This window comes from Capnocytophaga gingivalis, assembly GCF_002302415.1.
Taxonomy (GTDB): Bacteria; Bacteroidota; Bacteroidia; order Flavobacteriales; family Flavobacteriaceae; genus Capnocytophaga; species Capnocytophaga gingivalis.
This window is the reverse complement of record NZ_CP022386.1, coordinates 1,627,821-1,639,788: the sequence shown is the minus strand read 5'-3', so window position 1 is coordinate 1,639,788 and position 11,968 is coordinate 1,627,821. Positions and strand designations below refer to the sequence as shown.

Sequence of the window (11,968 nt, the reverse complement as noted above, 5' to 3'; positions counted from 1 at the left end):
AGGGTTATAAGATTAAAAAACAGGTAGTTGCTTAGTACTTCTGAAATCTCTTATCTCTGCAGTCTGATTTTCTTCATCTACTTTATAATAAAGCGCAAATCTTCCATTTAGAAAGAATCTTTTGTAGAAATCTAATTTCTTACTATACTTAGCTGAAAAATATGGGTTTTCGGCGAGATTATCCTCCAAATTTTCAACAGCTTGGATTATCTTAAGGGAATAATTAAAAGAACCATTATGTTCCTCCCAATAGTCAAGCGTTTCATAGTACTTACTTTCAGCTTCTATCAGCCATTTTACTACCATATCTTTCTCTTACTTTTTTACGTACTTCCTCACTACTGACAACTTTTCCTTCTTTTGATAGCTGTTCTGCTCTCTCAAAATAGGCGATTTCCTCATCAGTGAGTTCATAATAAAAATCGGTTTCTTCCTCCATCGCTCGGCTTAAGAGCTGGTTGTATTGCGCTATAGGAAGCACGGCATACATAGCGTTACCGTCTTCATCGTTAAGGAATTGAGGCGTTAAGGCGTTCATAATGGTCAATGATAATGATTAATGGTTAATGATTAACGAATAGTGAATAGTGAATAGTGAACAACTAAGTAACTCACTATTCACTTTCTATTTTTGACTATTCACTCTTCACTCTCTCAATAAGTTGTGAAGTAGAACTATCATGTTTTGCAGGCTGAGCGACTGAAAAGTCCTTCAAGATAGTACCCGCCAATTGCTTGCCAAGCTCTACGCCCCATTGGTCATAGCTATAGATATTCCATAGCACCCCTTGTACGAAGATCTTATGTTCGTATAGGGCAATGAGCTTACCAAGGCTCTCTGGGGTGAGCTTGTCAATGAGTAGGGTGGTAGTGGGTTTGTTGCCCTCGAATACCTTGAACGGCACTAAGTGTTCCGCTACCCCCTCAGCACGTACTTGCTCAGGGGTTTTGCCATTCATAAGCGCCTCAGTTTGGGCGAGGAAGTTGGCCATGAGCTTATCTTGGTGGTCTTGATCTCCATAGAGAGAGTGCTTGAAGCCTATAAAATCAGCAGGAATGCGCTTGGTGCCTTGGTGAATGAGTTGGAAAAACGCATGCTGGGCGTTCGTTCCTGGCTCACCCCATACGATGGCGCTCGTCTGGTAACTGACGCGCTGTCCTCTGCGATCTATATACTTTCCGTTACTCTCCATAATGGCTTGTTGCAAGTAGGCAGGGAAGCGGTGTAGGTATTGGGTATAGGGGATAATGGCTTCGGTCTCTGCCCCATAGAAGTTGGTATACCATACAGAGAGCAAGGCCAAGAGCACAGGAAGATTTTCCTTAAAGGGTGCAGTGCGGAAGTGGGTATCCATCTTTTGGGCACCCAAAAGGAGCGCTTCAAAGTTTTCATAGCCTACTGAAAGGGCAATAGTAAGCCCTACGGCACTCCATAAGGAGAAACGCCCCCCTACCCAGTCCCACATGGGGAATACATTCTCAGGGGCAATACCGAACTCATCTATCTTCTTGAGGTTGGTAGAAACCGCTACGAAGTGCTTAGCCACATCAGCCTCTTTGGCATGCTTGAGGAACCACTTTTTCACTGTAAGGGCATTGGAGAGGGTCTCCTGTGTGGTAAAAGTCTTAGAAACAATCACAAAAAGAGTAGTCTCAGGGTTGAGATGCTTAATCACTTCATGTACATGATCGCCATCTACATTGCTGATAAAGTGAATGTTGAGATGATTTTTGTAGAACTTCAGGGCTTCGGTAACCATCACAGGACCTAAGTCCGACCCACCGATACCGATATTCACCACATCGGTAAAGGGCTTGCCTGTATAACCTTTGCGCTTACCAGAGATGATTTCCTGACTGAAATCCTTAATTTTGGCCTTTACTTGGGCTACTTCAGGGATGACATTTTGCCCATTGACCAAGATTTCTTTCTCAGCCGAGCGCAAGGCAGTATGGAGTACTGCACGGCCTTCGGTAGCGTTGATCTTGTCACCTGTGAAATACTTCTCAATAGAGGCCTTTAGGTCGCATTCTTCAGCCAATTGCAAAAGGAGATTACGGGTGGTCCCATCCCAATTGTTCTTGGAGTAGTCCACCCAAAAGTCTTCCCACTGGAGGGTATACTTGGGAGCACGTGCTGCATCTTGTGCAAAGAGTTGTTGTAAGGTAACATCTTTTACCTTAGCAAAATGAGCTTCTAAGGCCGCCCAAGCCTTGGTCTGTGTAGGATTCTGTGTTGCTAACATTATATTTTTTATTTTTTTAGTTCTAAGGATTTTAGGATTATAGGGGTTTAGATAGGGATTAACCTCTCTTCATTCGCCCTCTATAGCACCTTTTTAAGTTCTTCTATCTTAGCTACCTCACCCCCGAAGGGAACTACTGGCCGCTAACTTTAGATATCTCCCGCAAAGATACTCTTTTTTATATTCTCCGCAAATATTTTCATCTTTTTTTTGTATTTTTGCCAACTCAAAAAGTAAAAACTCATGAAGAAATTATTACTCTTGCTATTGCTTCCTATCTGCTCCTTTGCACAGGAGTTGTCTGCTCCTGACTATATCCGAACCATAGAGTTTCGCGGCTCAGATGATCCCTTGATGCAACTGCCTATTGTGAGCTTGGGAAGTCCCTTTACCCTTTCCTTCGACGACCTTAGGGGGCAGGAAGCAGACTATTACTACACCCTTACCCATTGTAACTACGATTGGCAGCCTTCGGGATTGCTCAAAAGCGAGTATCTCAAGGGAATGGATGATGTACGCATCACCCAGTATAGGAACTCCTATGGTACCCTGCAACCCTATACCCACTATGACCTGACCCTGCCAAATAATGAGACCGATTTCCTTATCACAGGGAACTATCTCCTGACAGTAACCGATAGTGAGCAACGCCCTATCTTCACACGCCGCTTTGTCCTCTATACTCGCACAGCATTGGTACAACTCTCTGTACATCAAAGCCGTGAAGTAAAATATGCCGAGACACGCCAGAGTGTACAGATGAAAATCACCTCCAAAGAACTTCAGTTCCAGACCCCCAATACCTCTGTCAAGATAGCGATCCTACAGAACTACCGCTGGGACAATGCCATCAAGAATGTCAAGCCTCAATTTATCCTGGGCAACGAGCTTGTGTATAAGTATGATCGAGAAACATCCTTCGAAGGAGGGAACGAATATTTGTATTTTGAGAACCGAGATCTGCGCACTCCTACCTCTGGAGTCTATGCTACCCGCCGGGAGGGGAACAACTATCTCTGTCAGCTCTTTACCCAAATGCCACGAGCAGGCCTTCCCTACACCTACAACCCCGATATAGATGGCGCTTTTCGTATCACCAGTGATCAAGGGCGCAATGCTACGATAGAGGGAGAATATGCCTTGGTACAGTTCAGCCTCGCTGCCCCTAAGGACTTACAGCCCAATGACCAACTATATGTATATGGCGCATTCTCAGATAATGCACTGACTAAGGAATATGAACTTCACTATGATGAAAAACAAAAGATATACATAGGGGGCGTATATCTCAAGCAAGGGTTCTATAATTATAAGTTTGCTATAAAGCGCAATGGTAAAGCCAATTACAATGCTATAGGAGGGAATCACTACCAGACAGAAAATACCTATACAGTACTTGTATATTACCGCTCTGTGAATGATCTATACGACCGAGTGATCGGTATGGGCAACCTACAAAGCACGCAAGTAACCAGATAGTAGAGAGAAAAGCAAAGTCGCCTGAGGGAGTATGTGACCAACAAATAAGCTTGGGGATGTGATAAAAAGGTTCTTAGCGAGTAGGAATAGGACAATATTTACCTAAAGACTTTCGCCGCTTAGCAATGTAGTCGTATACAAAATCGGCTATGAAAGAAGGGGTTATTTTTATCAAAAAACGCAGCAAAGGGAACAGCTTACATTCCTTTAGAAAATAATAGACGGCTTGTGACTGGGTATAGAGATTCTCCCCTACCTTCACTACAATTGTTTTTTGTGTAAGCTCTTCTAAATGATACTGCTTGCATATATCCATTCCCTGCTGGGAGGTATTGGCTATATAGAGAAATCTTCCTTCTCTATCTTTTTGGGATAGAAAATAAGCTATACGATTGCAGAACAAGCAATCTCCATCATACAATAGGAATTTTTCTTTCATAATTCTCAGATATTTATAACCTAATGATCAGGCAAGGACAAAGATAAGAAATGAAAAGAGTGAAGTATGAAGAATTTCATACTTCACTCTTTTTAAAAGGTGACTGGCCCTGAGAAGGTGGTAGTAGTACTTTCTATGCGATTCTCACCACTATAGACTTCTATCTTGAGCTTGAGCTTCTTATCCGTCACAAAGGCTTGATGAAGCTTGATAAAGAGGGTTCCACTGGCTATCCCTTGTTTGTCCAAGGTGATGTCGGGATTACCTACCATCTCTATCTTGGCCTGTTTAGGTTCTACTATTTTGAAGGTAATATGCTTGAAATCCTCAGTTGTCTTATTGATAATCTTGTAAGTATAGACATTGGAGATAATCTCTCCTTCTTTTTGGTAGAGCTGGCCAGGTAGTCGTAAGATATTAGCTTGCACATCACTACGCAAGAAGAGTAACCCTATAAGGATTCCTACCAATATGGCAAGCACTGAAGCATATCCCTTCATACGTGCTGTAAAGCGGAAAGGCTCTTTTTTGGCTATTTCCTCCTCACTGGCAAAGCGAATCAGTCCCTTAGGCATACCGGACTTGACCATAACCTCGTCACAGGCATCAATACAAGCGGTACAGTTCACACACTCCAATTGAGTACCATTTCGAATATCTATATTGGTCGGACACACATGCACACACTGAAAACAGTCTATACAATCCCCATTGCCAAGTGCTTTTCTGTCCTCATTCTTACGGAACTTCTTACGACCATTCTCCCCTTCCCCGCGCTTGTAGTCATAGGCCACCACGATGGATTTGTTGTCCAAAAGCACTCCTTGCAAGCGCCCGTAAGGACAAGCGATGATACACACCTGTTCACGGAACCAAGCAAAAACAAAGTAGAAAACACTGGTGAAAATCAGTAGTGCAACGAAAGTATTGAGGTGCTTTAAGGGGCCTTCCTTGATCTCTACCAAGAGCTGATCACTCCCGATGATATAAGCCAAGAAGACATTGGAAACCACAAAAGAAATCATAAAGAAGACAAGCCACTTAAGCCCTTTCTTACGTATCTTTTCGGCGTTCCATTCTTGCTTATCAAGCTTCATTTGGGCATTGCGATCGCCCTCTATAACATACTCCACACGACGGAAGACCATCTCAAGGAAGATAGTCTGTGGACAAACCCATCCACAGAAAATACGCCCAAAGGCCACCGTAAAGAGCAGGATAAAGACCACTCCTATGATCAGAGAAAGCACAAAGAGGTAAAAATCCTGAGGCCAAAATGGAAACCCAAAGATATTGAATCTACGCTCTATGATGTTAAAGAGTAAAAACTGATTGCCATCAATCTTGAGAAAAGGAGAGATGAAAAATATAGCAAGGAGCAAATAACTCACATACTTACGATAGCGGTAATAGCGCCCTTTAGGCTTCTTAGGATAAGCCCATACACGCTTGCCAGAAGTATCCACAGTACCTATGGAGTTACGGAAAGATTCTTGTTCCATGAGGGTAAAAGGTTAAAAAACTACTGCAAAAGTACTCAATCTCTTTGGATTTTTTGACTTTTACCTCCAATTTTTTTCTACAACAAAGAAATTTATAATCATTCCAATTTTTAGAAAAAATCTATTTCATTATAGATTTTATCTATAGTTTTCAGTGAGCAGTGAATAGTGAGCAGAAAACAGTGAACAGTGAGCAGTCATTGATCATTGTTCATTAATCATTAATCATTGTTCATTAATCATTGATCATTGATCATTTTTACGACCAATTGTAAAGAAGTAGTGCCTCTCCAATGATTTTCAGACAGTTCATAAGCTATAGTAAAAGGCTTTCCGCTTTCTACTGCTTCTTTCTTATGACCTAATCCAAAGCCAATAGCCACAAATTCCTGTTTGAGAGAAGTATCTGTAAGGATCATACGCAAGTGGCTACAATCACTCCCTACCAAGGAAACACTCTTGGCAATGACCTCATCTGCCTGAAAGATGGGAGTCATATTCTTAGGCCCAAAGGGAGAAAAGCGCTGCAAACAGCGATAGAAAGAAGAAGTAATCGCATATAAGGGCATTTTAGCACTTATCATAATTGTAGGAGAGCGAAGCTCCTGTGGTAGGGTACGATCCACCACTGCTTGGAATTTCTGCTTAAAGCGCTGGTAATTCTCCGGAAGCAGTGTCATCCCAGCCGCCGCAGTATGCCCGCCGAACTGGATAAGCTCGTCCTTACACTCACAGAGTGCCTCATAGAGGTTGAACCCCCTAACCGAACGGGCTGAGGCTGCCAATACTTCCCCACTCTGAGTAAAGACAATCGTAGGACGATAGTAAATTTCTGTAAGGCGTGAGGCAACAATCCCAATCACCCCTTTATGCCAATGAGGAGAAAAAACCACTGTAGCAGGGGCATCTTCTTCATGAGAGTGCAGAATCTGGCTTAGGGCTTCCTGAGTAATCTGCTCATCGGCTGTTTTTCGCTGGGTGTTAAAGTGTTCCAGAAGTGTAGCTTCTCCCATGGATTCCCCTATGAGAAAATCCACTGCACGAGAAGCATGGTTCATACGCCCAGCGGCATTGATCCGAGGAGCTGCTACAAAAACTAAGTCCCTGACCTGAATCGGAGGATTAGCCGTTGAGAGAAGTAATTGCATCACTTCAGAGGGGCGCTCATTTATCTGTTTAAGCCCTGCCGAAACGAATATTCGGTTTTCTCCTGTGATAGGAACAATATCCGCACAAGTAGCCAAGGCAACCAAGTCCAAATAAGCATAGGCTGTCTCAAGGGGATAGCCTAAGGATTTACAAAGCGCCTGAATGAGCTTAAAGCCAATGCCACAGCCACAGAGTTCCTTATAGGGATAAGAACAGTCAGTGCGCTTAGGATTGAGTACAGCTACCGCCGAAGGGATCGTATCATCGGGAGTATGGTGATCAGTGATAATCATATCAATCCCTCGCTCACGGGCATAGAGCACCTTATCATGGGCTTTGATACCACAGTCCAAGGTGATGATAAGTGACATCTCATTATCCTGAGCAAAGTCAATCCCCTCACAGGAGACCCCATAGCCCTCCCTATACCTATCCGGTACATAATAGGCTACCTCTGGGTAGATCTTCGAAAGGAAGAGGTACAAGAGTGCTACCGAACAAGTACCATCCACATCGTAATCTCCATAGATGAGAATACGCTCCTTATGTGCCATAGCCAAAAGAATGCGCTCCACAGCTGTATCCATGTCCTTCATCAGAAAAGGATTGAAAAGATCCGACAGGGATGGGTTGAAGAATGTCTTAGCTTGCTCTACAGTTGCAATTCCTCTTTGTAAGAGTAGGCTCGCTATAGTCCTATGCCAGGGAAGTATTTCTTGTACCTGAAAAAGGGCAGAGGCGAGGGTCTCTACCTCATTCTGCTGGGGGGTAGGTAGAAAATTCCAAACCAGCTTACTGGGCATTGTAAGGGTGTTCTTCCGAGTTAAAGAACAGCTTAATATTCACGGTAGCGAACTGGCGGAACATGGCTATGACTCCACAATATTTCTCCACTGAGAGGCTTACTACATGGGTGATTTGTTCTACATCTAGGTCAGCCCCCTCAAAGAAATAGCTCACTGTCACCTCCTCATAGGTGCGAGGGTGGTTCTTGGTAAGTTTCCCTTTGACATCAAGGGTAAAGTTGTCCAGCTCTATCTGCTTTTTCTTAAGCAGCGCCAATACATCCAAGCCAGTACATCCTGCCAAAGCAGAAAGCATAAGAGCTTTAGGATGCATGCCATTGTTTTCCCCTCCGTTTTCAGGAGTGGTATCGATAAAAAATGAGTTTCCACTAGGATTTGTGGAGGTGAATTGCATGTCGCCTTCCCAATAGGCGGTTATCTCGTGCATTTATAAAAAATTTAGATATTACTTTTTCTTAGGACTACAGCCAGCCATGGTGGTAATCTTGATAGCCTCGGTAGGAGCAAGGTACTGATTGCGGGTGACCACCTCTGCTACAGCATTGCGTGCGAAGTCCTCAAAAGCTTTCGCTAGTGGAGTACCCTCCTGGAGTGCTGCAGGGCGACCCACATCGCCTGATTCACGAAGACTTTGCACCAAAGGAATTTCACCAAGCAGCGGAGTATCGGTACGCTCAGCCAAGGATTTCACTCCTTCCTTTCCGAATATATAATATTTGTTCTCAGGAAGTTCTGCCGGAGTGAAGTAAGCCATATTCTCCACCAGCCCCAGTACAGGTACATTGATCGTTTCTTGGCGGAACATAGCGATCCCCTTACGAGCATCAGCCAGCGCAACATTCTGTGGGGTACTCACTACAATGGCTCCTGTGATGGGGAGCGCTTGCATGATACTCAGGTGAATATCTCCCGTACCTGGAGGTAGGTCGATAAGCAAGAAGTCCAATTCGCCCCAATCGGCATCGAAGATCATCTGGTTCAGCGCTTTGCTCGCCATAGGGCCTCTCCATATCACTGCTTGATCAGGGTGTGTAAAAAAGCCTATGGAGAGGATTTTTACTCCATAGTTCTCCACGGGTTTCATCTTGGAACGCCCATCGATTTCCACCGATATAGGGCGCTCTTCTTGTACATCGAACATCATAGGAATAGAAGGACCATAGATATCTGCATCCAAGAGCCCTACCTTAAAGCCCATTTTGCGCAAGGCAACAGCCAGATTGGCCGTAACGGTGGATTTGCCCACCCCTCCCTTACCGGAGGCTACTGCTATAATATTCTTAATCCCCTCTATAGGTTTGCCTTTTATCTCATTTGTTTGAGAAGTAGGAGCTACCTCTACAGTAATATTTACTTTCACTTTTGCTTTTTCATACACTTCTGCATGGATTGCCTTCATGATTTCAACCTCTACCTTCTTTTTTGCTTGTAAGGAAGGATTGGAGATAGTAGCATCGACCACTACTTCATCTCCAAAAACGACTATATTCTTAACCACACCCGCATCGATAAGGTTTCCCCCCTCCCCTGGAGAGGTGATCTTACGGAGTGCTTCTATTACTTGTGCTTTTAATATTGTCATGAATCGAATTTTTAGTTTTACTACTCACTGCCACCTATCAAACACAAAAACTTCCCTTCAGCCTATCTTAGGACAGGCCGAGTGAAAGTCTTTTTCGCTTGTGTATAAGTTCCAAGTGTTTAGCTATTTTTCTCTTCTAATTTTTTCAAATCTTCTCGAGTAAGCCCTTCTCTTTTTTCAGGGGTTTGTTGAGGTTCTTGTCCGTCCTTCATGGCATCTTTGAACTCACGTATCCCCCCTCCTAAGCCGCGCATCAGCTCTGGAATTTTCTTACCTCCGAAGAACAAAAGGGCTACTGCTATGATGATGATCACTTGTGGAGCTCCTATCACTCCCAAGAAAATATGATTTGCTAACATAACTTTTTTTGAGTGCAAAGATACAAGATTTTTTTATATCTGTAATAAAAAATAATATTTTTAATGTACCTTTGCAAAATATTAGTGAGCAGTGAGCAGTGAGCGGCACCCACTACTCCCTAATTACCTAAAATTGCATACAGATGAAAAAAGCAACTCAATATATACTTATCGCTATTGCCATAGAAGTACTCTTGGCTCTACTAACCTATGAGAGTGTGAATTTTCTAATAACCACGAACCATGTTGGTTTCTTTAGCGATTTTAAAGGAAATCTTCTCCCTATAGGAAGCGGGGTACTTATGTGTGTTGTTTTGGGTATCCTCATAGGTGAATTTTTTCCTTTTGAGCGACAACCGCGTGCCTTACAAATCTACTTAGGGATTATCATTCTTTTTTTCTTACTTTTCGAAGGAGTTCTTACTGGATACTTTGTAGAAAATGCCCACTACTCCCTTTTTTATTTTAATTGGAATGACTTAGGAATTCTCTTTCTTATCTTCCTTATTTTTGGAGGAATACAGACTTTAGGGGTAGGTATCTGGCTGGGAATGAGACTCAGGAAAATGAAGAGTGAAGAGTAAATGATTATATCAAAATGAAACGTTCGACTATTTACCTATTAACCACTATCCTCTTTGAGATTTTATTGATTGTCATTTTCATCAAGAGGCTTATTTCACCCCTATCTGAAAAAGGAGCAAACACAGGAATCCTATGGATCCCTATACCTGTCGCCGCAATAATATCCTTAGCATTAGGCTTTTTGGCTGGACAATATATCCACTTTGAAAAAATGATTCCTTTTTTTCGTTTTCTCATAGGAGTCTCTATCTTCTATGCTATTTTTGTAATAAGTGTCATTTTAGGCTTTGCCTTTTTCAATTTGCTTTACTCCGATCTCCCCAGCGGTATATGGGTAGCCCCTTCCATGTTTATATTCTTAGCAAGCGTCCCTATCTTGTGCATAGGTTGTGTATTTGGTCTGGCTCTTTGTCTCTTAAAAAACGATTATTGATTGGTCATTTGTATTTTTTGATGTATCTTTGCCAAAAATTTCCAAGATGAAACCCGCAACTGGATGTATCCTTAGAACAATTGGAATAGAAATTGTTTTAATTTTCTTAGCTCTGGCCATCTATACAGGAGGTGAGAGTGATATCGGAGGTGAAATATTTTTAGGATCCCTCCTTATTATACTTCCTTTTGCCTTAATCTCTTTTGTTTTAGGATATTTTGCAGGAGAGCGGGTTGTCCCTTTTGAAGAACTCTCTCCCTTAGTACGGTTTTTCTTGGGAGTACAGCTTATTCTTACTGTGTTTTGGGCAAGTGGTATCTTTTCATTTACCTTTGCTTATATCATCTTTTTTCCAGAGGGTTCAGAGGACGTATGGGGGTATTTTTTCATTATATTACTTTTGGGAAGCATCCCTGTACTAATCATAGGGATTATTATGGGAATTGTCCTTAGCAAAATGTCATTAGGAAATAAGAAAATTCAAAACTCAAATCTTAAAACTCAAAACGACATCAATGAGTGTAAAAAAGAAATCAAATAAAAACCTTCGCGGCAAGTGGCTCTTCAAGTATCGTGTGGTCATTATGAATGAAAACACCTTGGAGGATGTCGCTACCTTTCGCCTCAATAGGCTTAATGTATTCATCTATAGTAGCTTATTCGCTATTCTGATGATTGTACTGACCTCCTTAGTGATTATCTACTCCCCCTTGAGGCAGTATATCTTAGGCTTTTCGGAGGCTGACCTGCGCAAGCAAATCGTAGATCTTACCTTCCGTACCGACTCTCTACAACAGCGTATTGGGGGCAATGATGCCTATTTTTCCTCCCTACAGAAAGTACTTACTGGAGATATCCATCCAGACAAGGTAAATAAGGATTCTTTGCTCAATGCGGTACAACAAATCCCTGTAGAGGTGGATATACAAGCCAGCGAAGAGGAAATGAAGCTGCGCCATGAAGTAGCTGAAGAGGAGCGTTACAATGTCTTCGACCAAGCCTCCAACAAGGCTCAAAAGAGTTTTTTCCCTCCTTGCCAAGGAACACTCTCCAGTGCTTTCAAGTCGGACAAGCGACACTATGGGGTGGATATCACCGCTCCTGAAGGGACTCCTGTAAGGGCAATCACCAATGGTACGATCATCTTTTCTGAATGGTCTGCACAGACAGGCTTTGTCATTGTCATAGAACATCCGAACAACTTTATCTCGGTATACAAGCACAATGCTTCCTTAGTGAAGAAACAGGGTGATAAGGTAAGTCCTGGTGAGGTCGTCGCCAAGGTAGGCAATACAGGCGAACTCTCCACTGGTACCCACCTACACTTCGAACTCTGGCACGAAGGATATCCTGTAGACCCACTGAACTATATGACTTTCAAATAATTA

Annotated in this window: 14 protein-coding genes; 5 read left to right on the top strand and 9 right to left on the bottom strand. The window is 42.7% G+C overall.

Annotated elements, in window-relative coordinates; translation table 11 throughout:
- Positions 1-12 precede the first annotated feature (12 nt).
- From CGC50_RS07835 to pgi, 3 genes are all read right to left on the bottom strand, one after another.
- Positions 13-306, bottom strand: a complete 294-nt coding sequence (locus tag CGC50_RS07835; RefSeq protein ID WP_095910374.1) for a plasmid stabilization protein ParE — start codon at positions 304-306, stop codon at positions 13-15.
- Complete coding sequence (locus CGC50_RS07830) at positions 278-538, bottom strand: hypothetical protein (RefSeq protein WP_111986533.1); 261 nt, start codon at positions 536-538, stop codon at positions 278-280. Before CGC50_RS07830 ends, CGC50_RS07835 begins: the two co-directional genes overlap by 29 nt.
- 97 nt (positions 539-635) lie before the next feature.
- Positions 636-2,246, bottom strand: a complete 1,611-nt coding sequence (gene pgi, locus CGC50_RS07825) for a glucose-6-phosphate isomerase (RefSeq protein ID WP_095910373.1) — start codon at positions 2,244-2,246, stop codon at positions 636-638.
- A gap of 243 nt (positions 2,247-2,489) precedes the next feature.
- Here pgi and CGC50_RS07820 point away from each other — a divergent pair, with 243 nt between their 5' ends.
- Positions 2,490-3,725, top strand: coding sequence for a type IX secretion system plug protein (locus tag CGC50_RS07820; RefSeq protein WP_095910372.1), 1,236 nt, complete (start codon positions 2,490-2,492; stop codon positions 3,723-3,725).
- Between the two features lie 73 nt (positions 3,726-3,798).
- Here CGC50_RS07820 and CGC50_RS07815 read toward each other — a convergent pair whose 3' ends face one another.
- The 6 genes from CGC50_RS07815 to CGC50_RS07790 all read right to left on the bottom strand — a co-directional run bounded on the left by CGC50_RS07815 (position 3,799) and on the right by CGC50_RS07790 (position 9,562).
- A complete protein-coding gene (locus CGC50_RS07815) occupies positions 3,799-4,164 on the bottom strand; it encodes a thiol-disulfide oxidoreductase DCC family protein (protein WP_095910371.1) in 366 nt (121 codons plus the stop codon).
- A 92-nt stretch (positions 4,165-4,256) separates the two neighbouring features.
- Positions 4,257-5,666 (bottom strand): cytochrome c oxidase accessory protein CcoG, encoded by a 1,410-nt coding sequence (gene ccoG, locus CGC50_RS07810; protein WP_095910370.1) that lies wholly within the window; start codon positions 5,664-5,666, stop codon positions 4,257-4,259.
- Between the two features lie 239 nt (positions 5,667-5,905).
- The gene (gene recJ / locus CGC50_RS07805) at positions 5,906-7,618 is read right to left on the bottom strand and encodes a single-stranded-DNA-specific exonuclease RecJ (RefSeq protein ID WP_095910369.1); all 1,713 of its coding nucleotides are present in this window, start codon (positions 7,616-7,618) and stop codon (positions 5,906-5,908) included.
- Positions 7,608-8,048 (bottom strand): OsmC family protein, encoded by a 441-nt coding sequence (locus CGC50_RS07800; protein WP_002666792.1) that lies wholly within the window; start codon positions 8,046-8,048, stop codon positions 7,608-7,610. The genes recJ and CGC50_RS07800 overlap by 11 nt, the downstream gene beginning before the upstream one ends.
- Before the next feature lie 18 nt (positions 8,049-8,066).
- On the bottom strand, positions 8,067-9,203 hold the full coding sequence (locus CGC50_RS07795; protein ID WP_095910368.1) for an Mrp/NBP35 family ATP-binding protein: 1,137 nt from the start codon (positions 9,201-9,203) through the stop codon (positions 8,067-8,069).
- Positions 9,204-9,322: 119 nt separating this feature from the next.
- A complete protein-coding gene (locus CGC50_RS07790; RefSeq protein ID WP_002666598.1) occupies positions 9,323-9,562 on the bottom strand; it encodes a Sec-independent protein translocase subunit TatA/TatB in 240 nt (79 codons plus the stop codon).
- Positions 9,563-9,705: 143 nt separating this feature from the next.
- Between CGC50_RS07790 and CGC50_RS07785 the strand changes: the two genes are divergently transcribed.
- Genes CGC50_RS07785 through CGC50_RS07770 form a run of 4 tightly spaced genes read left to right on the top strand, consistent with a single transcriptional unit; the run spans position 9,706 to position 11,965 of the window.
- Complete coding sequence (locus CGC50_RS07785; protein ID WP_095910367.1) at positions 9,706-10,146, top strand: hypothetical protein; 441 nt, start codon at positions 9,706-9,708, stop codon at positions 10,144-10,146.
- A gap of 14 nt (positions 10,147-10,160) precedes the next feature.
- On the top strand, positions 10,161-10,580 hold the full coding sequence (locus CGC50_RS07780) for a hypothetical protein (protein ID WP_095910366.1): 420 nt from the start codon (positions 10,161-10,163) through the stop codon (positions 10,578-10,580).
- A gap of 46 nt (positions 10,581-10,626) precedes the next feature.
- Positions 10,627-11,121 (top strand): hypothetical protein, encoded by a 495-nt coding sequence (locus tag CGC50_RS07775; RefSeq protein ID WP_095910365.1) that lies wholly within the window; start codon positions 10,627-10,629, stop codon positions 11,119-11,121.
- On the top strand, positions 11,096-11,965 hold the full coding sequence (locus CGC50_RS07770) for a M23 family metallopeptidase (protein WP_095910364.1): 870 nt from the start codon (positions 11,096-11,098) through the stop codon (positions 11,963-11,965). Before CGC50_RS07775 ends, CGC50_RS07770 begins: the two co-directional genes overlap by 26 nt.
- The last annotated feature ends 3 nt before the right edge of the window (positions 11,966-11,968 follow it).

Coding starts and splice junctions, on each gene's coding strand:
- CGC50_RS07830 (WP_111986533.1), bottom strand. CDS start 538: ATGAACGCCTTAACGCCTCAATTCCTTAACGATGAAGACGGTAACGCT.
- CGC50_RS07790 (WP_002666598.1), bottom strand. CDS start 9,562: ATGTTAGCAAATCATATTTTCTTGGGAGTGATAGGAGCTCCACAAGTG.
- ccoG (WP_095910370.1), bottom strand. CDS start 5,666: ATGGAACAAGAATCTTTCCGTAACTCCATAGGTACTGTGGATACTTCT.
- CGC50_RS07775 (WP_095910365.1), top strand. CDS start 10,627: ATGAAACCCGCAACTGGATGTATCCTTAGAACAATTGGAATAGAAATT.
- CGC50_RS07770 (WP_095910364.1), top strand. CDS start 11,096: ATGAGTGTAAAAAAGAAATCAAATAAAAACCTTCGCGGCAAGTGGCTC.
- CGC50_RS07800 (WP_002666792.1), bottom strand. CDS start 8,048: ATGCACGAGATAACCGCCTATTGGGAAGGCGACATGCAATTCACCTCC.
- CGC50_RS07795 (WP_095910368.1), bottom strand. CDS start 9,203: ATGACAATATTAAAAGCACAAGTAATAGAAGCACTCCGTAAGATCACC.
- CGC50_RS07815 (WP_095910371.1), bottom strand. CDS start 4,164: ATGAAAGAAAAATTCCTATTGTATGATGGAGATTGCTTGTTCTGCAAT.
- CGC50_RS07785 (WP_095910367.1), top strand. CDS start 9,706: ATGAAAAAAGCAACTCAATATATACTTATCGCTATTGCCATAGAAGTA.
- recJ (WP_095910369.1), bottom strand. CDS start 7,618: ATGCCCAGTAAGCTGGTTTGGAATTTTCTACCTACCCCCCAGCAGAAT.
- CGC50_RS07835 (WP_095910374.1), bottom strand. CDS start 306: ATGGTAGTAAAATGGCTGATAGAAGCTGAAAGTAAGTACTATGAAACG.
- CGC50_RS07780 (WP_095910366.1), top strand. CDS start 10,161: ATGAAACGTTCGACTATTTACCTATTAACCACTATCCTCTTTGAGATT.
- CGC50_RS07820 (WP_095910372.1), top strand. CDS start 2,490: ATGAAGAAATTATTACTCTTGCTATTGCTTCCTATCTGCTCCTTTGCA.
- pgi (WP_095910373.1), bottom strand. CDS start 2,246: ATGTTAGCAACACAGAATCCTACACAGACCAAGGCTTGGGCGGCCTTA.